Source organism: Allobosea psychrotolerans (assembly GCF_002917105.1).
Lineage (GTDB): Bacteria > Pseudomonadota > Alphaproteobacteria > Rhizobiales > Beijerinckiaceae > Allobosea > Allobosea psychrotolerans.
Window position 1 is genome coordinate 127,015 of record NZ_PQFZ01000006.1, and the last position, 23,872, is coordinate 150,886.

Here is a 23,872-nt window from a genome sequence, read left to right on the forward strand (position 1 = left end):
ACCGGATGCAAGCGCGGTGCCATGCAGAGCATCATCGCCCCTCTCGTCTCAGGCGGACAGACCGGATCAGCGCAGCACGGCTTGGGGCACGTCATAGGCCTGGAACGAAGCCCAGTGCCGCTCGACATCGGCGCGGAACAGCCCGCGCGTGATGCCCGAGACGAGCTTGGGCACCGCCGTGGTCATCGCGTTGATCGAGGAACCCGACGCCCCAAAACTCATCGTCGAGGCAATGCTGAACAGATGGATGTCGCTGATCCAGGGCGTCGCGCCCGGCACGCGCTCGGTCAGCGCGTAATCATCGCCGAGATAGGGGAAGCGGCCGAGCCGCTCGTCACGCTCGGCAGCCGGCGGCGCATAGCGGTCGGCCCAGGAGGCGATGTTGCCGGCAAAGCCCGCAAGCTCCGGCCGCACGGAGAGATCGATCTCGATACCCGCGGCAGCGATGACGAAATCGACCGTGAGCGACCCTTGCGGCATCGCGATCTCCACGCCGCCCGGCCCATCGATCGCGCTCAGAGCAGGCGCGCCGAGATGCAGGGAAAAGGCGTCGTGGCGGGCGCAGCGGTCGTAGGTCGCTTGCGGAAACCCCTCCCGCAGCGCCAGGACGGCGCTCATGAAGCGCCAGCGCCAGGCATCGTCGAGATCGCTGAGATGGCGCAGGAAACCGCGAAAGGTCAGCCAGCGATAGGGCTGGATCACCTGCGCCTGCGGCCGACGGCAGAGCAGATGCACCTGCGCCGCCCCGGCCTCCAGTGCCGTCGCGGCATTGTCGAAAGCCGACGCGCCGGCCCCGATCACCGCAACGCGCTTGCCCGCAAGCGCCGCGAAATCGATCGGCTCGGCGCAATGCACGCAGCGCGAGCTCGGCAGCGCCATGAGCGGTGCCGGCACGGTCCAGTCGCCCAGGCTCTCCTGCCCGGTTGCGAGCACGATCTTGCGGGTATGCAGCGTCTCGGCCTTGCCACCGCAGCGCAGCGTTACGGCCAGCAGCCCGGCGGCGGGGGTGATATCGACCACCTCCGCCTCGTTGCGGACGGGGATGCCGACGACATGGCGAAACCAGCCAAGATAATCCGCCCAGAGTCCTTTCGGGATCAACGTCAGCTCATCCCAGCTTTCGACACCGAATTTGGCCTCGTGCCAGGATTGATAGGTCAGGCTCGGCACATCGAGATCGGGGCCGGTGAAATCCTTCGGGCTGCGCAGCGTGTGCATGCGCGCATAGGAGCGCCATGGCCCTTCCTGCCCCGCAGCCGCCTTGTCGAGCACCAGGATGTTGGTGACTTGCGAGCGCTGCAGGCCGAAGGCCGTCGCCAGCCCCGACTGGCCGCCCCCGACCACGATCACGTCATAGGCCGGTTGGCCGCCCGGCCCCGCAACCGGCTCGAGCCAGGGCGCGCTGGGATGGGCGGTGCGGGCGAGATCGCCGGCGATGCGGCTCTCGAGGACCGATAATCCGTCATGCCTCATGGCAACGTCCCATGCAGTGATCATGCCGGAAACCGGTCACGCGGCAAGCCAGCCGCCATCGACCACCAGCGTGGTCCCGGTGCTGAACGACGAGGCGTCGCTGGCAAGATAGAGCGCAGCTTCCGCCACCTCCTCGGCGCGGCCGAAGCGCTTCATCGCATGGCGGTTGCGCGAGGCCTCGCGCAGCGGCTCGGGCTCGGCATGGCGGGCAAAACTGCGCCGCAGCATCGGCGTGTCGATCGCGCCCGGAGCGATCGCGTTCACGCGGATGCCGTCGGCGGCATAGTCCAGCGCCATCGTCCGGGTCAGGCTGAGGATCGCCCCCTTGGCCGCGATATAGGCGCTGTTGCCGCGCCCACCGGCCAGAGCCAGTTGCGAGGCGAAGGTCACGATCGCCCCGCCACCCTGCCGCTGCATCGCCGGGATCGCCGCCTTGGCGAAGAGGAAGGTGCCGCCGACATTGGCGCGGAAGACGGCGTCCCAGTCCTCGGGCGCTGTCGTCGTCACCGTACCGCCGCAGGAGAAGCCTGCCGCCGTCACCAGAATATCGATACGGCCGAAGCGCGCGAGGACCTGTTCCGCGACGCCATCGGCGAAGCCCGGCAAGCCGACATCGCCGATATGAGCGCAAGCCTGCCCGCCGGCCTCGAGGATCGGCGCCACCGTCGCCTGCGCCGCCTCGGCATCGCGATCGACGACCGCGACGCGCGCGCCTTCGCGGGCAAAGAGCAGCGCGCTCGCCTGCCCGATTCCGGAGCCCGCGCCGGTCAGCAGCGCGACCTTTCCCTCAAGCTTCATCGCCCAAACCCCTTCATCTTCCGAGCCCCCGGCCGTGCATCCGCCACCAGGCGGCCAGTGCATGGGTCGACTCCGCCATGCCGGTTGCGGCCTCCCAAGCGAATTCCGCCCTCATCCGCGAAGTGGAAAGCGGTGCGCGGTCGCCCGGGCCATGCAGGTCGATCGTCGCCGCCTCGCCGGGCTCGGCCAGGCGGCAGATGAAACCGGGAAAATGGGCCGCCAGCGCCTGCCCCCACTCCAGGGCCGCGAAGCGCCGCGCCGTCGAGATGTTGTAGAGCCGATGACGCAAGGCCGGCGCGCCCGCCACGATCCGCACCGCCTCGGCGAGATCGGGCGCATAGATCCAGTCGCGCAGGCCCGGCCGGGGCAGGATCGCTGGCTCGTCCTTCCCGGCAGCCGTGAGGATCTGGCTTTGCGGGCTCAGCGTGTCGCGCACCCCCGTCGCGCGCTCCCAGGGGCCAAAGACACCGCTGAGCCGCAAGGAGACCAGATCGAGCCCCCAGAGATCGGCCAGCCGCGCACCGACGCGCTCGCTCGCCCACTTGCTGATGGCATAGAGGCTGACCGGATCGCCCGGCGTCTCCTCGTCGAGCTCCGGATAGCGCTCTCCGGCCGCCCCATAAGCGGCAGCCGAACTCAGATTGACCACGCGCCGGACGCCCGCAGCCCGCGCCGCCTCCAGGATCGGCACCTGAGCGAGCAGATTGACCTGCAGGATCGTCTCCGGGTCGCGCGCATCGCGCGCCGCTCCGGCGGTGATCGCAGCACCCATGACGATCACGTCCACGCCTGGCTGCACCACCTCGGTGATCGCCGCCTTGTCGGTGATGTCCCCCTGGACAGCGGTCAGGCGCCCCGGCAGCGGGGAAAAGGCCTTCCCGATATCCGCAGGCAACGCCATGCGGTCGAACACAACAACGTCGTCGCCTTTCGCCAGCATCGCCTCCGCGATGTTGAGCCCGACGAAACCGACCCCGCCGAAGATCAGAACTCTCAAGAAACGCCCCTTCACGCTGCTTGGTCACGCGCACGGCTTGCACGCGAAAGCCGCTGACCTAAGCGCTCAGCCATGCCGCCCACAAGCGCGACGAGCCCAGATCATGCCCGCATCTTCGGCGCCGCCGCGCAAATTTCGCCCATCCCGGCCGCGCCTTTGATGGAGCCGGGCCGGCGTGTCGCATTGCATCGGCGCGAACCATGGTCTAGGCGTCGCGCGACACCTGCAGAGGCCGCGCGCCACTCGCCGCCACGCCTGGAGCAGGATGCGAAAAATGGGAACCGGCTTTTCGCATGGATTCAGCTTTCACCTTCGGTGAGAGACGGTTTCAGACATTGGGACTTCAGCCGCCGCATCGCGCGGCCCGTCCATTTTCCGAAAGGACCCGATCATGGCCCGCAAGAAATCGAAGCCGCTCGACGCCGAATTCGTGATGTTCGACGTCGTTTATACCGATGGCTCGCGCCGCTCCAACCGGCGGGTGCCGACCGCGCTGCTCGGCGGCCTCGACGGCGACGAGCCCGCGCGCGAAGCCATCATGGAGCAGGACCGCGCCATCGCCGAGAAATCCGGGATGCCGGCTCTGGAAATCGCCACCCTCACCCGCTCGGGCAAGGTCGTCGAAAAACCTGGGCGCAAGGTCGGCTAAACAAAGGCGCAGCCAAGGCGGCGCAGTATTCCCATGACGATCGGGCGGGCTTAAACCAACAGATGCGGTTGTTCTTGACCTGCAACGGCGCGTGTATTTTAAGTCCTTTCTCCATTGGGAGGCTGAAAAGGAAAAATTGATGCGTACCCTTCTCATCGTTGGCGCCCTGGCCGCCGTAGTGGCTGGCTGCCAGACGCGACAGGAATCGCTGGTCGACGCCGAAATCACCTGCGAGTCGCAGGGTTTCCGTCCGGGCACCCGCGCCTATCAGCAGTGCCGCTCGGCCAACTACACCGAGAACCGCCGCGCCAACTCCGAAGCCAGCAGCGCTGTTGCAGCCGGCGTCGCCGCCGGCGTCGTCGGTGGCGCGCTCGTTGCCGCTGACAACCGCGCCTATTATGGCCGCGGCTACTATGGCCGCGGCTATTACGGCCGCCCCGGCTACTGGTATTGATCGCAACGACAGGCTGGAGGCAGCCCTCGCCAGCCGGCGATCTGCCACCGCCTAGAGCGTTTTCGACAAAGAGCTGGAGCAATTGAACGATCAATTGGATCGGACATTGCTCTAGACAGACAAAACCCCGCGGCCGAAAGGCTGCGGGGTTTTTCGTGGCCACAAGAGCATTGCGCGAAAAAGTGGGGACCGGTTTTTCGTGGGGAGCAATGCTCTCGGCTTTTAGAATCGATCACGTCGCATTCGAACGTTTCGCCCGAATGCGACGTGATCGAGGCAGGGCAGTCAGCGCTTCGGTGCGGCGCGCTTGCGCGCAGGAGCCGCATCATGGCTCGACGAACCCAGCAGCGATCCGAGCGCATAGACCGCCAGCCCGATCCCGAGCACCGCCGCGATCGGCTCCTTCTGAGCCCGCTGCGCGATCATCCGGCCGCCATAGCCGGCATAGTCGCGCGCATCGCCGCCATAGGCATTCAGCCATTGCTGGCTGCTCTTCAGCGCGCCCTCGCCCGACTTGGCGGCATCCTTGCCGTAATCGCCGAGCAGGCCACGCAGCCTGTCGAAATCGGGCTGGTAGCGCTCCCAGCGCGACGCGGGAGGTGAGCGCAGGCTCGCCCAGGCGATCAAGCCGATGCCCAGCGCACCCAGCCCGAATGCGATGACGGGATTGCGCTCGACCACGCGTATCACCGCCTGGCCGCCCTCGCGGGCGGTCTCGACCGGATCGATATCCGTCAAAGCGTCCCTGGCGCGAGAGTAGCCGTCCTTGACCGTCTCCGTCGCCTTGTCGGCGACATCGGCGGCCTTGGCGCGCAATCCGCTGGTCGCGTTGTCGATCTCGTCGCCGGCTTCGTCCCAGCCTTTCGGCACGTCGGGCGGAAACTTGTTCATGGTCGCCATTGCGAACCTCCTTCCACACAGATCCAAGCCCAATGAACGAGGCAGCGATGCGAGAGTTCCGCCCGGCGGCGAGAACAGGGCACACGGGCGCCGGGCTGCCCTTTTGCCCGCCCCCTTCCGCGCGGGCGCGAGCGACGCGCAAAGCCTTGCCGGCAAAGGCTTGTTTCGGACCGCACTCGGTCATGACAGCGCCAAGATTGGATGGGATTCAGCATCATCCATCCCAGTCGAGCCATCATCCAATCGAGAAGGAGACGCTCATGCAGACACAGCACCTCCAGATCGCCCGCCCTGGCGTGATGTCGGACCCGGAATGGATCGCGCTTGAGAGCATCGACGAGCAGACGACCCATTTCATCTTCGATGATGACATGCTGGTCGTGCTGAAGGATCGCGGCCTCGTCGAGCCGCTCGGCGGGCGCTGGCTCGTCACCGAGCATGGCCAGAAGGCGCTGACCGAGCGTAGTCTCTAAGGCCACTCTCCTCTGGCCCGCCCCGTCTTCACGGCCTATCCTTCCCTTCATCCCAACGCGATGGCACGCGGGGCCGCCGGAACTCCGGCCCCCCTTCGACTGCGAGTCCCATGGCCAAGCCCGTCAGCATCACGATTTCCCATGAACTCGGCCGCGAGGCCGCGCTGGCGCGCATCCGTGGCGGCGTCGACCGCATCCGCGACAAGCTCGGCATGGTGAAGATGCAGCTCACCGAGGAGGAGTGGCGCGACGACACGCTGGATTTCGGCGTGGCCGCGCTGGGCTATACCGTGCGGGGCAGCCTCACCGTCGAGGAGACACTGGTGCGCGTCGAGATGATGCTGCCCTGGATGCTGGCGACCTTCGCCGAGGCGCTGAAGCTTGGCGTCGAGAAGCAGGGTCGCGTCCTGCTGGACAAGCCGAAGGCCTGACGCCACCGACGACGTCGACAGCCGCTTGGCGGAAACACACCTCCTCCCGTCCAAAGCGCTCTGAAAAGACCGCCTCAAGGTTGAAATCGCGCGACCCAGACGCCATGCTTCGAGTGCTCTCGCGAGCCACCTTTCGCCTTCCGTGATCCTGCCGCCTTCCCTGATCCCGCCCGCCTTCTGGAGACCTGATGCATCCTGGCCCGCTGATCGCCATTCTCGTCGCGGGCCTGTGCCTCGCCTTCGTCTTCGGAGCGCTTGCTCAGAAGCTGCGCTTCTCTCCCCTGGTCGGCTATCTCCTCGCCGGCGTCGCGGTCGGGCCCTTCACGCCCGGTTTCGTCGCCGATCAAGGCCTCGCAAACGAACTGGCCGAGATCGGCGTCATTCTGCTGATGTTCGGCGTCGGCCTGCATTTCTCGCTGAAGGACCTGCTCTCGGTCAAAACCATCGCGGTCCCCGGCGCTCTCGTCCAGATCGCGGTGGCGACCTTGCTCGGCCTGGGCCTGGGGCTTTCGCTCGGCTGGGGTTGGGTCGCGGGGCTCGTCTTCGGTCTCGCGCTCTCGGTCGCCAGCACCGTCGTGCTGCTGCGCGCACTCCAGGAGCGCCGACTGGTCCAGACCGAGAAGGGCAAGATCGCGGTCGGCTGGCTCATCGTCGAAGACCTCGCCATGGTGCTGGCGCTCGTCCTGATCCCGACCATCGCCGACGCCCTGAACGGCGCCAGGCCCGGCACGCCCGTACCGCTCGCCGGGCAGTTCGATCTCGGCCTCTGGGGCGTGCTGGGGCTGACGCTCGCCAAGGTCGTGGCCTTCATTGCCTTCATGCTCATCGTCGGGCGGCGCGTCATCCCCTGGGTGCTGCATTGGGTCGCCCATACCGGCTCGCGCGAGCTCTTCAGGCTCGCGGTGCTGGCGCTGGCGCTCGGCGTCGCCTTCATGGCGGCGAGCCTGTTCGGCGTCTCCTTCGCGCTCGGTGCCTTCTTCGCCGGCATGATCTTGAACGAATCGCCATTGAGCCAGCGCGCCGCCGAGGAATCGCTGCCGCTGCGCGACGCCTTCGCGGTGCTGTTCTTCGTCTCCGTCGGCATGCTGTTCGACCCCAGCATCCTGCTGCGCGCGCCGCTGCCCTTGCTGGCGACGCTCGCCATCATCCTGTTCGGCAAATCGCTCGCCGCCTGGCTGATCGTGCGGGCCTTTGGCCGCTCGAATGCCGTCGCCCTGACCATTTCGGCGTCTCTGGCGCAGATCGGCGAATTCTCCTTCATTCTGGCGGGCCTGGGCGTCTCGCTGGCGATCCTGCCCGAACAGGGCCGCGACCTGATCCTGGCGGGCGCGATCCTCTCGATCCTGCTGAACCCGGTGCTGTTTGCGATCATCGAGCGCTTCGCCACGGAGGCGAGCCCGGTCAAGCCCAAGCCGAGCGCTGCCAAGCCGGCGCCCGAGCCGGAACCCGAGCGCGACATCGTCCCGACCAGCTTGAGCGATCACATGGTCGTCGTCGGCTATGGCCGGGTCGGCGCGCTCCTGGGAGCGGGCCTGGTGGCGCATGGCGAGACCCTGCTCGTCATCGAGGAACAGCCCGAAGCCATCGCCACAGCCAGGGACCAGGGCGCCGAGGTGCTCGTCGGCAACGCCGCCGATCCAGGCGTGCTGGCAGCCGCCGGCCTGGCGCGGGCGCGCCGGCTCTTCGTCGCCATTCCCGAGAGCTTTGAGGCCGGCCAGGTCTGCGAACAGGCGCGACGCGACAATCCCGAATTGCCGATCGTCGCGCGCGCCCATTCCGACGCGGCAGTCGAGCATCTGACCAGATGCGGCGCGAGCCTGACGATCATGGGCGAGGCGGAAATCGCCCGCGCCATGCTGGCGCTATGCGGCGCGCCTCCAGCGAATGGCGAGGCCTCTCCGGACAAACAGCCGGTCTAGCGCCTCACCCGACCCACGCCGTCGGGCAAGCGCCCGCGTTCAGCCTCGCCCGGCCGGAAAGGTCAGTGGCGAGATCTCGAGATGGTCTCGCTTGGCCCAGTCGAGACCCTTGACGTTGGGCTCGGCCCGGCGCTGCGCCTCCTCCAATTCGGCGGCGGCGCTGGCATAGTCCATGGTCAGCACCTTGCCGTTCTCGACCACCGTGACGCCGTCGATGATCACGGTGGTCACCGCCCGCTCGCCCGCCGCATAGATCAGGCTGCGGATGGGATCGCGCAGCGGACGCATCATCGGATGGGTGACGTCGACCAGCACGATGTCGGCTTTCGCGCCCTTGGCGAGCCGGCCGATATCGTCGCGGCCGAGCGCCTTGGCGCTGCCCAGCGTCGCTGCGTTGAAAGCGTCCGAGGTGCGCACGTCATAGACGTCCTCGGCCATCATGCGCGAGCCGATGCAGACGGCGCGCAACTCCTCCAGCATGTGGTGGGGATAGGTATCGGTGCCGATGCCGACATTGATGCCGGCAGCGACATATTGCCCGAAGCTCTGCATCGCGATGCCGCGGCGCTGGAACACGATCGGGCAATGCGCGACATGGGTGCCGGTTTCGACCAGCGCACCCATATCGTCGGTCGCCGGCCATTTTACCGAGGAGTGATGGTCAAGGAAGATGCCGTGGCCGATGATCGAGAACGGCCCGAGCACGTCGAGCTCTTCCAGCCACTCCACCGGCGTCATGCCATGCCGGCGCGTGATCTCATGGAATTCGACCACGCTCTGGGCCGCATGGATCTGGAAGGGGATTTTTCGCGTCTCCGCCTCCTCATAGCTCGCCTGGATCAGCTCGGGCGTGCAAGTGTCGATCTGCGAGGGCGAGACCATGCCCGAGAGCCGGCCCGTTGCGTCCGCCGCAACCTGGTCCAGCAGCTTCATCGCCTGCGCCATCGCCGTCTCGCCGGCCTTGGCGTCCCACTCATATTTCGCGAGATGGCCGTTATCGGTGTACCAGCGCGCCGAGCGGTACATCGGCGCAAACACCGCGCGAAGGCCCGAGGCCTTGAAGGTCTCGAACCAGCCGTCCCAGGCGACGGACATGTCGACCAGCGTGGTGACGCCCGACATCAGCAGTTCGGAATAGGTCACCTGCGCGCAGGGCTTGACGCCTGCGGCATCGCAGCGGAACAGCGGCATGAACTCGTAGAGCGCCGTGCCGTACATTTTCGCACTGCCGAGCTCGTCGTTCCAGCCCTTGCACATCGCCTCTGAGGAGGGGTGCGAGTGAATGTTGACGAGACCGGGCATGACCATCTTGCCACGCCCGTCGATCGTCGCATCGGCCTTGCCCTTATAGCTTCCGCCGACCTGCAGGATGCGGTCGCCCTCATAGGCGACATCGCCGTCGCGCAGATAGACATGGCCCTTGGCCTTGGCGTCATAGGCGACGATCCAGCTGGCGTTGCGGATGAGGGTGATCGGCATGGGCTGGGCTCCGGCGTGAAGGCAAGGCGTTGAGCAAATGAGGACGACGGGACGTCATGGTCGGCCTTGAGCCGACCATCTCTTGCAGCAGATTCTCGGGTCTGCGCTTCGCTTCGCCCGAGAATGACGCAGGATCAGCGAATGAACTTCAGGTCCAGCCCCTTATACAGCCCGCAACCATAGATGTTGTGGGCCTTGAAGGGGCCAAGCCTTGCCGAGGCCGCGATCTTCATCGGCTCGTGATAGAGCGGCAGCCAGACCGCCGCCTCATGCACCTTCGTCAGAACCTCGCCATAGGCGGCCGCACGGTCGGCTTCGTTCAGCGCGGTGATGCCCTTGGTCAGCAATTCGTCCGTCGCCGGGTCCTTCCAGTTCATCCGGTTGGGTGTCGGCGCATTGGTCGAGGGGAAATACAGGTTCAGCGCATCGCCGGCCGAGATGTAGGGGAAGCTCATCCCGAACATGTCGAACTCCTGCGTCGCCATCTTGCCCCAGGCGATGGTGGCATCGAAGAGCTGGACCCTGAGATCGACGCCGATCTTGCGCAGATCGCCCTGGATCGCCTCCATCAGCTTCTGCCAGGTCGAGCCGGTGAAGCCGTAGACGACCGGCGAGAGCTTCTTGCCGTCCTTCATGCGGAAGCCGTCAGGCCCCTTCACCCAACCGGCCGCATCGAGGATCCTGTTGGCCTCGGCGACATTGGTCTTGATCAGCTTCGGCGTCAGCGCCTTGTTCCAGTCCAGCGCCTCGGTCGAGATATAGCTGTAGGCCGGCTCGACCTCGCCGAAATAGAGGTTCTCAGCGATCGCCTTCTGGTCGACGGCCATCACCATCGCCTTGCGCACGGCCGGATCGCTGACGCCCTCCTTGTCGATCTTGAAACCGACGAAATAGGTCCAGAACGCCTCCTTCGACTCGACGATCCTGAGGTTCTTGTTGGCGCGCATCTGGGCCATGCCGGAATAGGGCACATATTGCGTCACCTGGGTCTGGCCGGTCATCACCGCAGCCAGGCGGGTGTTGTCCTCCGGCACGATGCGCCAGACGATCTCCTCGATCTGCGCCGGTCCGGTGTTCTGATAGATCGGCGGGCCCCATTTATAGGCGGCGTGGCGCTTCAGCCGGAACTCGTTGCGCGGCTTCCAGTCACCCCAGCAATAGGGGCCGGTGCCGTTGAAGCCCTTGACCCCGAAATCGGCGCCGAGCGCCTCGACATTGGCCTTGTCGATGATCACCGCGAAGCTCTGGGTGAGCTGGTAGAGCAATTCCGAGAACGGTGCCTTGAGCTTGTATTCGACCGTGTAATCGTCGGTTGCGACGATGTCCTCGATCTTGCCGGCGCGCCAGGCCACGGGCGAGCGCGTCGCGGGATCGATCCAGCGCTTGATCGAATAGACCACATCCTGCGCCGTCAGCTTCTTGCCGTCGCAGAAGGAGACGTCGTTGCGCAGCTTGAAGGTGTAGGTCTTGCCGTCGGGCGCCATCGTCCAGGAACTGGCGAGGCCGGGCTTGATCGTCGCCATGTCGTGGTCGAGCGAGACCAGCGTGTCGGCCATCATGAAGAGGACTTCGGAGGCCGAGCGCGCCGTCGAGCGATGCGGATCGTAGCGGTCGCTGTCGACCTCACGCACGATGGTGAGGCTGGCATTGGATCCTTGCGCGAGCGCCGGGCCGGCAAAGGCGGCGAGGCCGAGGAAGGCCCCCATGACGATGGATTTCAGCTCTCTCACGATCGTTGTCCCCTTTGTTGTGAATCGAATATCGGTGGCGCGCCTCACATGTTCCGCATGCGCGGATCGAGCAGATCGCGCAGCGCATCGCCAAGCAGGTTCACGCAGAGCACGATCGCGATGATCGTGAGGCTCGGCAGCAGCGAGATATGCGGCGCAAAGAACAAGGCGTCGCGCCCGAGCGAGGCCATCATGCCGAGCTCCGCCTCGGGCGGGCGCACGCCCAGCCCCAGGAAGGACAGCGCTGCCCCGATCAGGATGATCTGGCCGAAGCGCAGCGTCATGAAGACGAAGACCGGCGAGATGCAGTTCAGCGCCAGATAGCGCCAGATCAGCGTCCTGTCCGGCAGGCCGAGCGCACGGCCGGCCTCCATGTAATCCTGCCCCATCACCACGATCGCGGCGCTGCGGGTGATGCGCGCGACATCCGGCACGGTGGCGATCGAGAGCGCGATCACGATGGCCGTAAGGCCGGGGCCGACGACGGCGGCGAGCGCCAACCCCAGCAGGATGGCGGGGAATGACAAAAGGATGTCGGCCGAGCGCATCACGTAAGGATCGAGCCGGCGGTAGAAGGCGCCGAGCAAGCCCAGCAACGCACCGAGCCCACCGCCGAGGACGATCGAGGCCAGTCCCATCACCAGCGTCAACCGCGTCCCGTAGAGCAGGCGCGAGAGCATGTCGCGCCCCTGCCCATCGGTGCCGAGCCAGTATTGCGGCAGCGAGCCCTCGCTCCAGCGCGGCGGAATGAAGGGGCGGCGCGTCGTTTCATAGGGGTCGAAGGGCGCAAGCCAGGGCGCAAACAGCGCCGCGAGCACGATCGCCAGGAGGATGACCGCTGCCGCCAAGGCGAGCTTGTCGCCAAGGATCCGCCGCCAGATCGGCGAGAGCCAGCTCCGTTGCACCCCAACCGGCACGGCCTGGGTCGTCAGATCAGCCATGGCTCTCGACCCTCGGATCGAGCACGGCATAGAGCATGTCGACGATCAGGTTGATCACCAGGAAGGCCAGCGCCAGCACCAGGATCGCGCCTTGCGCCAGGGGAAAGTCGCTCGCCAGGATCGCCCCGACCGCGAGCCGCCCCACGCCCGGCCAGGAATAGATCGTCTCGGTGACGACCGCCCCGCCGAGCAGATAGCCGGCCTGCAGGCCGATCAGCGTTACCACCGGGATCAAGGCGTTGCGCAGCACATGCTGGAGGATGACGGTGCGCTCGGCCAATCCCTTGGCGCGGGCGGTGCGGACATGGTCGGCGCTCAGCACTTCGAGCGCGGCGGTCCGCGTCATCCGCGCGATCGGCCCGATGAAGACCAGCCCGAGCGTCAATGCCGGCAGCACGATCGAGGCGAGCCCCTCCAGGCTCCAGAGCGGCCCGCCGCGCCCGATGAACGGCAGAAGCTCCCAGTGGTAGCCGATATACTGCATCAGGATCAGCCCGATGAAGAACACCGGCGTCGAGACGCCGGCGACCGAGATCGCGATCACCAATCGGTCGAGCAGGCGTCCGCGATAGACCGCAGCGATCGTCCCCAGCGCGATGCCAAGCGGCACGGCCCAGACCAGGCAGGCGAACATCAGCTCGGCGGTCGGGCCGATCGCCTCGGCCAGCTCCGTGGTGACGCGGGTGTTCGAGATCAGCGAGACGCCGAGATCGCCCTGCAGCACGCGCGCCATATAGATCGCGAACTGAATGACGATCGGCCGGTCGAGCCCCATATCCTGCCGGATCTGCGCGACCAGTTCGGGGCTCGCCATCGGCCCGGCGATGATCGCGGCGGGATCCGCCGGGACGAGTTGCAGCAGCAGGAAACCGAAGAGCAGCACGCCGAACAGCACCGGCACCGAAAGGGCGAGGCGCTGAGCGATGTGGTTCAGCATGGGCGGTCCGCACCCGTCATTGCGAGCGCAGCGAAGCAATCTAGGGGGACGTCGAGCGAGCCCCTCCGGATTGCTTCGTCGGCTGCGCCTCCTTGCAATGACGAAACCATCACGCCTCCGCCTCGTACACCAGCTTGCCCTCGATGATCGTCAGGTCGCAGCGGGTCTCGTGCAAGAGCTGTTCCGGCGTCGCCTTGGAGAGGTCGCGCGAGAAGACGGCGACATCTGCCGCCATGCCCGGCAGCAAACGGCCGCGATGGGTCTCAGAGCGGTTCACATAGGCACCGAAATCGGTGTAGGCGGCGATCACCTCGTCGATCGTCAGGGCCTGGTCGCCGCCGATCACCGTCCCGCGCGAGCTCTTGCGGGTCAGCATGGTGTAGATGTTGGGCCAGATATTCGCGTCGCAGACCGGCGCGTCGGAGGAGGCTGCGGGTTTCAGCCCTGCCGTGATCCAGTCGCGCATCGGATAGCTCTCGCTGGCGCGCTTCTCGTCGAGCACCGAGAGATAGAGATCACCGAAATCATAGATGAAGACCGGCTGCGGCACCGGCTCGATGCCGAGCCGGGCCATGCGCGCGATCTGCTCGGGCGAGTTGAAGCCGCAATGCTCGATGCGATGGCGGCGGTCGGGATCGGGATGGTCGTTGAGCCCCGCCTCCATCGCGTTCAGCGTCTGTTCGATCGCGGCGTCGCCGATGGCATGAACCGCGAGCTGATAGCCCCTGGCGTGATAATCGCGCGTCAGCGCGTTCATCTCGGCGTCGGTCAGGCAGAAGATGCCGCTGGTCTCGGGCTCGCCGAGATAGGGCTCGCTCATCGCCGCGGTACGCCCTCCCGCCGAACCATCGGTGAAGATCTTGACCGGGCCTACGCTGAGCCAGTCGTCGCCGGCGCCCGTCACCAGCCCGTCGGCAAAGCATTGCTCGACGATGCCGTTATGGCCGCCGAGCAGGCACATATTGGTGCGCACCGGCAGGCGGCCCGTGCGCTGCGCCGTGCGATAGGCCGCGACCTCGCGGTAATAGGAACGGATGCCGACCGCCGCATCCATCACGCTGGTGATGCCGAAGGAGTTGCAATAGCGCCCGGCGCGCTCGATCGCCTCGACCAGCTCCTCATCGGTCGGGTCCGGGATCACGGCCTTGATCGGGTCGCGGCCATTCTCGGCCATCAGGCCGGTCAATGAGCCGTTGACCCGCTCGATCGCGCCGCCCGGCGGCACCGGCGTCGCCTCGGTGATGCCGGCGATCTTCAGGGCCATCGAATTGGCGACGGAGAGATGGCCGCAGGCGCGCACGATATAAACGGGGTTGTTCGGTGCGGCCTTGTCGAGCTCGGTGCGATGCGGATGGCGCTTCACGTCGAGCTCGAACTGGTCGTAGCCGCGCGCCAGGATCCATTCGCCCGGCTTCACCTCGGCGGCACGCTTCGCGATCATCTCGAGCAGGCCGTCGAGCGTGCGCACAAAGCGCGGCCGGATATCGAGCTCCATCATGGTCAGCCCGAGCGGCAGCAGATGCAGATGCGCCTCGTAGAGGCCCGGCGTCGCGGTCCGGCCGGCGAGATCGATCACCCTGGTGGCGGGGCCGATCAGCGGCGCGATCTCGGCGGGTGTGCCGGTCGCGAGCACCTTGCCGGCCCAGAGCGCCACCGCCGTAGCATATCCTTCTCTCAAACCGAGAAAGACGGGGCCGTTCTGCAGGACCATGTCGGCTTTCGGCAACGCGACCATCGATTTCGTTCCTCCCGGGACGAAATCATGGCCGCGTTAGGACAGCCGGGCAATGCGAACGCCGCGCTAATTTTGGGCGCACCTGCGCAAGATTCTGCCGCCGGTCGATCCGGTCTCTTCGGAGAAGGGCGCATGAATGAGGAACGCGCGTGAATTCGCTGGGGCGAGTTGACTGGCGTGGCCGTCGGCAGCGGACATCTGTCCGTGAGCACCGGAAGCGCAGGCGGCCGCGTCAGACGGCCGCCCCAGTGGAATTTACGCCAGCGCGAACTTGATCTCCTGCGCGCCTTCCCACAGCGTCTTGCGGCCGAGCGCGTAGAGGTTTTCCAGTCCCGAGGTCAGGGTGAGGAAGTGGTTGCCCGAGAGCACGCCCGCCTTGCTCGCGAACTGCACGCCACCATAGGCGAGCAGGATCTCGGTCTCGCTGACGCCGCCCGGATAGAGGATGATCTGGCCGGGAGCCGGATAAGCCGTATTGTTCTCGTAGCCGACGCCGAAATCGAGATCGCCGAGCGGCATCCAGACGCCCTCGCCGCTCCAGCGCACATGCACGATCTTGCTCTCGAACGGCAGGTGCCGGAGGAAGGCGGCGCAGGTCTTGGGTGCGGCTTCCAGCTCGAGCTTGCCCTCGAAGGTGAAGGGGCCGGCGGTGACGATCAGCTTGGTCATGTGAACTTCCCGATTGGTGTCGGCTCTGCAATGGCATCGGGATCGGCATTGGGCAACTCGTAGCGGGTGCATTTTCGGCCGCCCTCGCCCCGCCATTGCAAACGGAGTGCTGCTAAGAGATCGCCTCCTTGAGGTCGAGCGTGCCGGCCTTGCCGATCGCCTCGTAATTGCGCTTGATCCAGCGCTTCGCCGCCGCCCGCCCCATGTCGCGCAGGCGCAGCAGAAAGTCCCAATCCGCATTCATCCGCGAGGAAGAGGTCAGCTCAGCCAAGGGCGGCCCGCCATCGATCCGGTGCATCAGCACGCGCTTGTACTCGTCGGTGGGCAGCTTGCCCCCGTCGACGAGCTTGTTGACGAAGTCGATCGCGCGCAATTCGCGCAGGAGCGAGGCGTTGAAGGTGATCTCGTTCAGCCGATCCTGGATCGCGCGGGCATTGGTGGGCAGTTCCTTGCGCTGCAGCGGGTTGATCTGCACCAGCATGATGTCGTCGCAATGGGCCTCGTAGAACAGCGGGAACAGCGCCGGATTGCCCATATAGCCGCCGTCCCAATAGGCCTCGCCTTCGATCTCTACGGCCTGGAACAGCATAGGCAGGCAGGCCGAGGCCATCAGATGGTCGGGGCTCAATTCCGTGCCGGTGAAGACCTTGATCTTGCCGGTGCGGACATTGGTCGCGGCAATGAAGAGCTTGACGTCCTGGCAGGCGCGGACCTTCTCGAAATCGATCAGGTCGGCGATGACGCCGCGCAGCGGGTTGATGTTGAGCGGGTTGACGTCGTAGGGGCTCGCCACCTTCGAGAACAATTCGAACCAGATCATGCCGGGCGGCGTGCCGTTACGCCCCCAGGCGCCGAGCATGGTGTCGATCAGCGAGCGTTCCGAGCCGCCATATTTGCCGTCGACGCTGATCGCCCGCCAGAAGCTTTCGAGCTTGGCGCGCGCGCCTTCCGGGCCGCCTTCGAGCCAACCCTCGCTCAGCACGACGGCGTTCATCGCGCCAGCGCTCGTGCCCGACAGCGCCTCGATCGCCAGCCGCCCATCCTCCAGGATCGCGTCGAGCACGCCCCAGGTGAAGGCGCCATGCGCGCCTCCGCCCTGGAGCGCCAGCGAGACGGTCTTCTCGGCCTTCGGCCCGGCGAGCCCCTTGACCCGCGCCGAGCTGCGCGTGCGTCGACCGGTCACGCCGCGGTCCAGCCGCCATCGATCGGCAAGATCGTGCCGGTGATCGACTTTGCCGCATCCGTACACAGGAAGACCGCAAGCGCCGCGACCTGCTCGACCGTGACGAACTGCTTGGTCGGCTGCGCCGTCAGCAGCACGTCGTTGATGACCTGCTCCTTGGTCATGTTGCGTGCCTTCATCGTGTCGGGGATCTGCTTCTCGACCAGCGGCGTCCAGACATAGCCCGGCGCGATCGCGTTCACAGTGATGCCGCTGGTCGCGACTTCCAGCGCCACCGTCTTGGTCAGGCCGGCGATGCCATGCTTGGCCGAGACATAGGCGGATTTGAAGGGCGAGGCGACGAAGGCATGCGCCGAGGCGGTGTTGATGATGCGGCCCCAGCCCTTCGCCTTCATCTTCGGCAGCGCGGCGCGGATGGTATGGAAGGCCGAGGTCAGGTTGATCGCGATGATCATGTCCCATTTCTCGATCGGGAACTCCTCGATCGGCGCGACATGCTGGATGCCGGCATTGTTGACGAGGATGTCGACCGCCCCGAAGGCGGCCTCGGCCTGGGCGATCATGCCGGCGATCTGGTCGGGCTTGGTCATGTCGGCGGGCGAGAACAACACCTTGACGCCGAACTCGCTTTCAAGCCCGGAACGGAGCTTTTCGGCCTCGTCAGCGGGCAGGATGCCGTTGATGACGAGATTCGCGCCCTCCTTGGCGAGCGCATGGGCATAGGCGAGGCCGATGCCGGAGGTCGAGCCGGTGATCACGGCGCAGCGGTCTTTGAGGAACATGAACGTCAAGGCTCCTGACATTGAGGATAGAAATGCTTAGGTTCGGTGCCGAGCGGGCGATATGTCAGTGACCGGAAAAGGGTCGCGGCGCGGCGCCTGATGACCTATTGCAACGCAACATGACCAAAATGCAGCCACACGCACACGATCATGACGGCGCTGACGATGCAATCTGCCGGCATGCGCATGACCATCGCAATCATGCAGCCCAGGCCCTGGCCCGGGCCGAGCATCTCTGCCGCGAGCGCGGTCTCAGGCTGACGCCGATCCGCCGCAAGGCGCTGGAGGCGCTGCATGCCGACCACCGCCCCGTCGGGGCCTATGATCTGGCCGACCGCATCTCGCCGGCCGGCGGGCGCCGTCTCGCGCCGATCTCGATCTATCGCGCGCTCGACTTTCTGGTCGAGCAGGGCTTCGTTCACCGGCTCTCCTCGCGCAACGCCTATATCGCCTGCCTGCACGGCCACGGCGCCGACGAGGTCGTCGCCTTCCTGATCTGCGAGGCCTGCGGCGGCGTCGACGAGGATTCCTCGCCCGCCATGAAGAAGGCCGTGGCAGCGATCGCGCAGACGCGACAGTTTTCCCCCTCGCATCAGGTGGTCGAGATCGTCGGCCGCTGCGAGCATTGCCGGAGCGTTCAAGGATGAACGAGCGCGTGTCGCCTCCCTGCCTCCCCGATCAGGCCGGACCGCAGCCGCGCCGGCTGACCGTGCCGGTCCAGGTCGGCTCCGTCGCCGTCGGCGGCGGTGCGCCGATCGTCGTGCAATCGATGACCAATACCGACACCGCCGATATCGCGGGCACGATCGCGCAGGTCGCGGCGCTCGCCCGGCAGGGTTCGGAACTCGTCCGCATCACGGTCGACCGCGACGAGGCCGCCGCCGCGGTCCCGCATATTCGCGAGCGGCTCGACCGCATCGGCATCGACGTGCCGCTGGTCGGCGATTTCCACTATATCGGCCACAAGCTCCTGACCGACCATCCCGCCTGCGCCGAGGCGCTGGCGAAATACCGCATCAACCCCGGTAATGTCGGCTTCAAGGACAAGAAGGACCGGCAATTCGGCCAGATCGTCGAACTCGCGATCAAGCACGGCAAGGCCGTGCGCATCGGCGCGAACTGGGGCTCGCTCGACCAGGAATTGCTGACCGCCCTGATGGACGAGAACGCCGTCTCGGCCACCCCGCTCGATGCTCGCGCCGTGATGCGCGAAGCGATGGTGCAGTCCGCTCTCCTCTCCGCGCAGCGCGCCGAGGAGATCGGATTGGGCCGGGACCGTATCATCCTTTCGGCCAAGGTCTCGGGCGTGCAGGACCTGATCGCGGTCTACCGCATGCTGGCGAACCGGGCTGACTACGCCATCCATCTCGGCCTCACCGAAGCCGGCATGGGCTCGAAGGGCCTCGTCGCCTCCTCGGCCGCGCTCGGCATCCTGCTGCAGGAGGGCATCGGCGACACGATCCGCTTCTCGCTGACGCCTGAGCCCGGCGGCGACCGCACGCTCGAGGTCAAGGCCGCGCAGGAGCTGCTCCAGACCATGGGCTTCCGCGCCTTCGTGCCGCTGGTCGCCGCCTGCCCCGGCTGCGGCCGCACCACCTCGACGGTGTTCCAGGAGCTGGCGCGGGACATCCAGAGCTGGATCTCGAGCTCCATGCCGGAATGGAAGACGCGCTATCCCGGCGTCGAGACGCTGAACGTCGCGGTGATGGGGTGCATCGTCAACGGACCCGGCGAGTCCAAACATGCCGATATCGGTATCTCGCTGCCTGGCACGGGCGAGGCGCCTGTTGCTCCCGTTTTCGTCGACGGCCGCAAGGTCACGACCCTGCGCGGCCCCGCCATCGCCGCCGAATTCAAGACGATGGTCGATGGCTATATCGCGCGGCGTTATGGTGGGCTGAGCGATGCGGCGCAGTGAGATCGAACCGGCACGCCTTTGCGCGCTGGCCTGCTTGTGTTAGACGCCCCGGCCTTTCGCTGCACCGCAGCGCTCGCGGAGATCCCTGATGGGGCATGATCAGCCGAATCCACCGACCACACGGCCGGAGGATTCCCGTTTCGGCCTCGATGATGGTCATGGCAGCGCAAGCAAGCACGGCCATTCGACCAACAGCTTCGCGGTCCTGGCGCTGGGCGCGCTTGGCGTCGTCTACGGCGACATCGGCACGAGCCCGCTCTACGCCCTGCGCGAGACGGTTCTGGCCGCGACCGCGGCCCATGGCGCGCTGACCAATGCCGCAGCCGACACGCCGGTGCCGCGCGACATCGTCATCGGCGTGCTGTCGCTGATCCTGTGGTCGCTCGTCGTCGTGGTAACGCTGAAATACGTGCTGCTGCTGATGCGGGCCGACAATAATGGCGAAGGCGGCATCCTGACGCTGGTCGCCCTGGCCCAGCGCGGCCTGGGCCGCATGCGCGGCGGCTTCGTATTGTTTTTGGGAATGGCGGGCGCGGCGCTGTTCTATGGCGACGCGGTCATCACGCCGGCGATCTCGGTGCTCTCGGCTGTCGAGGGCATCAAGCTGGTGACGCCGGTGCTTGACGACTATGTGATCTGGATCGCCTCGATCATCCTGATCGTCCTGTTCATGGTGCAGAGCGGCGGCACCGAAAAGGTCGCGAATTTCTTCGGCCCCGTCATGCTGGTCTGGTTCGTGGCGCTGGCGGGCCTGGGCATCTATCACATCGCTGACGAACTGACCGTGCTCGCCTCGGTCAACCCCTATTACGGCCTGCGCTTCTTCGTCGACCATCCCACCGTGTCGCTGGCCGTGCTCGGCTCGGTCTGCCTGGCCGTCACGGGCGCCGAGGCGCTCTATGCCGATATGGGCCATTTCGGCCGTGGGCCAATTCAGGGCGCCTGGATCTGGCTGGTGTTTCCCTCGCTCTGGCTGAACTATCTCGGCCAAGGCGCGCTCATCCTGTCGGACCCGTCCGCGATCGACAATCCGTTCTACAAGCTCGCGCCCGACTTCCTGATCCTGCCGCTCGTCATCCTGGCGACGATCGCGACCATCATCGCGAGCCAGGCCGTGATCACCGGCGCCTTCTCCCTGACGCGGCAGGCGATCCAGCTCGGCCTGCTGCCGCGGCTCGAGATCAGGCACACCTCCGAGCACACCTCCGGGCAGATCTACATCCCGCGCATCAACTGGATGCTGCTCGTCGTCGTGCTGATCCTGGTCTTCGCCTTCCGGACCTCGTCCAACCTCTCGCACGCCTACGGCATCGCCGTGTTCGGCACCATGGTGGTGAGCTCCCTGCTCGCCTTTATCGTCATCCGCCGCGGCTGGGGTTGGAGCCTGCCGGCGACGGTGGCGCTGATCCTGCCCTTCCTGGTCATCGACGTCGCCTTCTTCGCCGCCAACATGCTGAAGCTGTTCAGCGGCGGCTATATGCCGGTGCTGCTGGCGATCTTCCTCGTCGTGCTGATGTGGACCTGGGTGCGCGGCACCAAGATCCTGTTCGACAAGACGCGCAAGACCGACGTGCCGCTGCTCGAACTCGTCGGCATGCTGTCCAAAAGCCCGCCCGTGCGCGTCAAGGGCATGGCGGTGTTCCTGACCAGCGACCCCGAGACGGCGCCCGCCTCGCTGCTGCACAACCTCAAGCACAACAAGGTGCTGCATGAGCGCAATGTGATCCTGACCGTGCGCTCGGCCGACACGCCGCGCGTCGCCGAGGAGGAGCGCGTCAGGCTCTCGCGGATCACTGACGATTTCTGGCGGGTCGAGATGGTCTACGGCTATATGGAAAGCCCCAACATCCCAAAGGGGCTCGCCGTGCTGCGCAAGCAGGGCTTCAAGTTCGACATCATGTCGACCTCGTTCTTCCTGTCGCGCCGCTCGATCAAGGCCTCCCCGCAATCGGGCATGCCGATCTGGCAGGACAAGCTCTTCATCAGCCTGACCAAGAGCGCGACCGACGCCACGAGCTTCTTCCAGATCCCGACCGGTCGCGTCGTCGAGGTCGGCACGCAGGTCTCGGTCTGAGGACTGCGCATCTCCACCTCTCAGCCCTCGCCCTGAGGAGCGGCCATCGGGCCGCGTCTCGAAGCATGCGCCAGTGCCCTCTGAAACATCCGTCGAGACGCCGCTTTCGCGGCTCCTCAGGATGAGGGCTGAGGATTGGAGGGTCGGGAGCTGGCAGGCTTCAATCCAGCCGCGCCGAGCCCTCGGGCACATGCCTGACCCGCTCCCGGTAGAGCAGGTAGAGCCCGGAGGCGATGACGATGCTCGCGCCGACGAAGGTCCAGCGGTCCGGCCACTGGCCGAAGGCGAACCAGCCGAGCGCAATCATCCAGACGATCTGCGAATAGATGAAGGGTGCAAGTACCGTCGCGGGCGCCAGCCGATGCGCCAGGATCAGGAGCCAGTGGCCGAAGCCGCCGAGCACCCCGGTCGCGAACATCAGCAGCCAGACCAGCGGGCTTTGCGGCATCGTCCAGAAGAACGGGATCAATGGCAGCATGGCCAGCGTGCCGGCGACGCCCGAATAGACCATCGTCGTCTCCGGCGGATCGAAGGCGGCAAGCTTGCGCGTCGCCAGCGAATAGAACGAGTAGCAGACGCAGCCGAGCACGCTGAGCAGGGCGGCGGGATGCATCCCGCCGAAGCCCGGCCGCGTGATCACCAGCACGCCGAGAAAACCGACGCCGATCGCGACAAGCCGGCGCGGGCCCGGCCATTCCCCCAGAAGCGGGCCGGAGACCAGCGCCACCAGGAGTGGCCCCGCGAACATGATCGAGACGGTCTCGGCAAGCTGGAGATATTTGACCGCGATGAAGTTCAGCATCGTCGAGCCCAGCAGCAGCAGTGAGCGAACCGCCTGGAGCCAGGGTCGTTGCGTCCGCAGGATGCCGGGATGGCTCCACGGATTGAGCAGCAGGCAGACCAGCGCCATGCTGCCGGCGTAGCGGGCGAACACCACCTGCACCGGATCCATCGAGGCCGACAGCCATTTCGCGCTGGCATCGAGCATGGCGAAGCACAGCACGGCCCCACACATCAGCGCGATCGCAGCCAGCCGCGTGCGGCTGGTTTCCGGAGTATGGGGATGAGCCGCCAAGAAAGGTTCCGTCATGCGCTGGCAGAATGCCAGAGGCAGATTTAACCGTTTTACGGCCTCAGGCCAGTCGATGGCTGCATGCAATCCATGCGCGTATCAGCCGTCGCTGTCGGCCTCGTCGCCATCGACATCGCTATCCTCGATCTCGACGCCGGCTTTCGACAATCCTTTGGCGGCTTTGCGGAGAAGCTTGCGCAGCTGCTTGCGCTCCTTCGCGTCGAGCCGTTCGAGCAGCTCGTCCTCGACCTGGTTCCAGACCGCATCGAGCGTCGCGGCGGTCTTCTGGCCAAGCTCGGTCAGCGCGACCTGGACGAGACGCCCGTCGCGGCTGCCGCCCTCGCGGGTGACGAGCCCCTGCAGGGAAAGCCGGCCGATCGTCTTGGAAACCGTCGGCGGCTTGACCCGGAGCAGGGTCGCAAGCTCGCCCATCGTCATCGGTGCGGGCTGCAGCGCCTTCAGCGCCTGCTCCTGGCCCGGGAACAGGCCAAGCGCATTGAGCCGCTCGCCCATCCGCGCGCGATGCAGCCGCGCCGTCACCAGCAGGGCACGGCCGACGCTTTTCTCCAGCGACTTGGTCATGAGCCGGTCCTTGCTAATGGTTTAGGCGATCGTTCGCCGGCTCTCAGATCGCCCGCGATCATGACACGCTGATGACGTCGGTGAGACAGATGCTTCACAGCCGGCCCATATTAGCACGAACCCGCTCGAAAAATGCTTGGCGGGTCTCCGGCGTCGCGCGGTTCATGTCGTAATGCGCCAGATAGAGCGGCCGCGCACCGGGATGGCAGACCGCGCGCAGCACCCGCTTGACCAGCTTGCGCGGCGGATCGCCCATCAGCAGCGCGCGCCAGCGCGACCCGCCATAGGTCGTTACCGCCGCAAGCTTGCGGATGTTCCAGAGATTGGGCCTGACCTTGCCGTCGACCAGCTTGAACGAGACGCCGGGCAGGAAGACCCTGTCGAAGAACCCCTTCAGGATCGCCGGATAGCCGAAATTCCAGACCGGAAAGCACAGCACCAGAGCCTCGGCCTTTTGCAGCCGCTCGACATAGCCGGCAACGGGACGCGTATTGCCGGCGAGGTCGTGATAGCCCACGCGCTCGGCCCGGCTCAGCACGGCGTCAAAGCCTTCGGCATAGAGATCGCAATCATCGACCTCGTGCCCGGCCGCACGCAAGCTCGCCACCACCGCCTCGTGCAGCGCCGCGCCATAGCTTTGCGGATCGGGATGGGCGTAGAGCACGAGCACCCGCAT

The 23,872-nt window shown here is 66.2% G+C and carries 23 protein-coding genes; 8 read left to right on the plus strand and 15 right to left on the minus strand.

Features of this window, described 5'->3' with window-relative positions:
- Positions 1-66 precede the first annotated feature (66 nt).
- The 3 genes from CYD53_RS12555 to CYD53_RS12565 are packed head-to-tail and all read right to left on the minus strand — an operon-like array spanning position 67 to position 3,268.
- Positions 67-1,473, minus strand: coding sequence for an FAD-dependent oxidoreductase (locus tag CYD53_RS12555; protein ID WP_103718430.1), 1,407 nt, complete (start codon positions 1,471-1,473; stop codon positions 67-69).
- A gap of 36 nt (positions 1,474-1,509) precedes the next feature.
- On the minus strand, positions 1,510-2,271 hold the full coding sequence (locus tag CYD53_RS12560; protein ID WP_103718431.1) for an SDR family oxidoreductase: 762 nt from the start codon (positions 2,269-2,271) through the stop codon (positions 1,510-1,512).
- A gap of 13 nt (positions 2,272-2,284) precedes the next feature.
- Positions 2,285-3,268 carry an NAD-dependent epimerase/dehydratase family protein gene (locus CYD53_RS12565; RefSeq protein WP_103718432.1) on the minus strand — a complete coding sequence of 328 codons (984 nt, stop codon included), beginning with the start codon at positions 3,266-3,268 and terminating at the stop codon, positions 2,285-2,287.
- A 391-nt stretch (positions 3,269-3,659) separates the two neighbouring features.
- Between CYD53_RS12565 and CYD53_RS12570 the strand changes: the two genes are divergently transcribed.
- The gene (locus tag CYD53_RS12570; RefSeq protein WP_103718433.1) at positions 3,660-3,917 is read left to right on the plus strand and encodes a hypothetical protein; all 258 of its coding nucleotides are present in this window, start codon (positions 3,660-3,662) and stop codon (positions 3,915-3,917) included.
- A gap of 139 nt (positions 3,918-4,056) precedes the next feature.
- On the plus strand, positions 4,057-4,371 hold the full coding sequence (locus CYD53_RS12575; RefSeq protein ID WP_181011839.1) for a hypothetical protein: 315 nt from the start codon (positions 4,057-4,059) through the stop codon (positions 4,369-4,371).
- Positions 4,372-4,656: 285 nt separating this feature from the next.
- Here the strand turns inward: CYD53_RS12575 and CYD53_RS12580 are convergent, their stop codons facing one another.
- On the minus strand, positions 4,657-5,271 hold the full coding sequence (locus tag CYD53_RS12580) for a hypothetical protein (protein WP_103718434.1): 615 nt from the start codon (positions 5,269-5,271) through the stop codon (positions 4,657-4,659).
- A gap of 260 nt (positions 5,272-5,531) precedes the next feature.
- Between CYD53_RS12580 and CYD53_RS12585 the strand changes: the two genes are divergently transcribed.
- From CYD53_RS12585 to ybaL, 3 genes are all read left to right on the plus strand, one after another.
- Complete coding sequence (locus tag CYD53_RS12585) at positions 5,532-5,744, plus strand: hypothetical protein (protein ID WP_103718435.1); 213 nt, start codon at positions 5,532-5,534, stop codon at positions 5,742-5,744.
- A gap of 110 nt (positions 5,745-5,854) precedes the next feature.
- A complete protein-coding gene (locus tag CYD53_RS12590; RefSeq protein WP_103718436.1) occupies positions 5,855-6,175 on the plus strand; it encodes a polyhydroxyalkanoic acid system family protein in 321 nt (106 codons plus the stop codon).
- Positions 6,176-6,363: 188 nt separating this feature from the next.
- The gene (gene ybaL, locus CYD53_RS12595; RefSeq protein WP_245928212.1) at positions 6,364-8,094 is read left to right on the plus strand and encodes a YbaL family putative K(+) efflux transporter; all 1,731 of its coding nucleotides are present in this window, start codon (positions 6,364-6,366) and stop codon (positions 8,092-8,094) included.
- A 39-nt stretch (positions 8,095-8,133) separates the two neighbouring features.
- Here ybaL and CYD53_RS12600 read toward each other — a convergent pair whose 3' ends face one another.
- From CYD53_RS12600 to CYD53_RS12635, 8 genes are all read right to left on the minus strand, one after another.
- Entirely contained in the window at positions 8,134-9,573 is a 1,440-nt protein-coding gene (locus tag CYD53_RS12600; protein ID WP_103718438.1) for an amidohydrolase family protein, read from the minus strand.
- Between the two features lie 134 nt (positions 9,574-9,707).
- Positions 9,708-11,303, minus strand: coding sequence for an ABC transporter substrate-binding protein (locus CYD53_RS12605; RefSeq protein ID WP_210202336.1), 1,596 nt, complete (start codon positions 11,301-11,303; stop codon positions 9,708-9,710).
- Between the two features lie 44 nt (positions 11,304-11,347).
- A complete protein-coding gene (locus CYD53_RS12610; RefSeq protein WP_103718440.1) occupies positions 11,348-12,244 on the minus strand; it encodes an ABC transporter permease in 897 nt (298 codons plus the stop codon).
- On the minus strand, positions 12,237-13,181 hold the full coding sequence (locus CYD53_RS12615; protein WP_103718441.1) for an ABC transporter permease: 945 nt from the start codon (positions 13,179-13,181) through the stop codon (positions 12,237-12,239). The genes CYD53_RS12610 and CYD53_RS12615 overlap by 8 nt, the downstream gene beginning before the upstream one ends.
- A 109-nt stretch (positions 13,182-13,290) precedes the next feature.
- Positions 13,291-14,916, minus strand: a complete 1,626-nt coding sequence (locus CYD53_RS12620) for an amidohydrolase (protein WP_103718442.1) — start codon at positions 14,914-14,916, stop codon at positions 13,291-13,293.
- A 255-nt stretch (positions 14,917-15,171) separates the two neighbouring features.
- On the minus strand, positions 15,172-15,585 hold the full coding sequence (locus CYD53_RS12625; RefSeq protein ID WP_103718443.1) for a DUF3830 family protein: 414 nt from the start codon (positions 15,583-15,585) through the stop codon (positions 15,172-15,174).
- 112 nt (positions 15,586-15,697) lie between these two features.
- Positions 15,698-16,768: a patatin-like phospholipase family protein gene (locus CYD53_RS12630; protein WP_103718444.1), complete on the minus strand. Its 1,071-nt coding sequence runs from the start codon at positions 16,766-16,768 to the stop codon at positions 15,698-15,700.
- Positions 16,765-17,550: a 3-hydroxybutyrate dehydrogenase gene (locus tag CYD53_RS12635; RefSeq protein WP_103718445.1), complete on the minus strand. Its 786-nt coding sequence runs from the start codon at positions 17,548-17,550 to the stop codon at positions 16,765-16,767. The genes CYD53_RS12630 and CYD53_RS12635 overlap by 4 nt, the downstream gene beginning before the upstream one ends.
- A gap of 128 nt (positions 17,551-17,678) precedes the next feature.
- On the opposite strand from CYD53_RS12635, the gene CYD53_RS12640 reads away from it, so the two are divergent.
- The 3 genes from CYD53_RS12640 (at position 17,679) to CYD53_RS12650 (ending at position 21,542) form a co-directional block, all read left to right on the plus strand.
- A complete protein-coding gene (locus tag CYD53_RS12640) occupies positions 17,679-18,197 on the plus strand; it encodes a Fur family transcriptional regulator (RefSeq protein ID WP_069693329.1) in 519 nt (172 codons plus the stop codon).
- Positions 18,194-19,468 carry a flavodoxin-dependent (E)-4-hydroxy-3-methylbut-2-enyl-diphosphate synthase gene (gene ispG, locus CYD53_RS12645; RefSeq protein ID WP_103718446.1) on the plus strand — a complete coding sequence of 425 codons (1,275 nt, stop codon included), beginning with the start codon at positions 18,194-18,196 and terminating at the stop codon, positions 19,466-19,468. Before CYD53_RS12640 ends, ispG begins: the two co-directional genes overlap by 4 nt.
- 88 nt (positions 19,469-19,556) lie before the next feature.
- Positions 19,557-21,542, plus strand: coding sequence for a potassium transporter Kup (locus tag CYD53_RS12650; protein ID WP_103718447.1), 1,986 nt, complete (start codon positions 19,557-19,559; stop codon positions 21,540-21,542).
- Between the two features lie 160 nt (positions 21,543-21,702).
- Here the strand turns inward: CYD53_RS12650 and CYD53_RS12655 are convergent, their stop codons facing one another.
- From CYD53_RS12655 to CYD53_RS12665, 3 genes are all read right to left on the minus strand, one after another.
- A complete protein-coding gene (locus CYD53_RS12655) occupies positions 21,703-22,617 on the minus strand; it encodes a DMT family transporter (protein ID WP_245928213.1) in 915 nt (304 codons plus the stop codon).
- A gap of 96 nt (positions 22,618-22,713) precedes the next feature.
- Positions 22,714-23,196: a MarR family winged helix-turn-helix transcriptional regulator gene (locus CYD53_RS12660; protein ID WP_103718449.1), complete on the minus strand. Its 483-nt coding sequence runs from the start codon at positions 23,194-23,196 to the stop codon at positions 22,714-22,716.
- Between the two features lie 94 nt (positions 23,197-23,290).
- Positions 23,291-23,872: an NAD(P)H-dependent oxidoreductase gene (locus CYD53_RS12665; protein WP_103718450.1), complete on the minus strand. Its 582-nt coding sequence runs from the start codon at positions 23,870-23,872 to the stop codon at positions 23,291-23,293.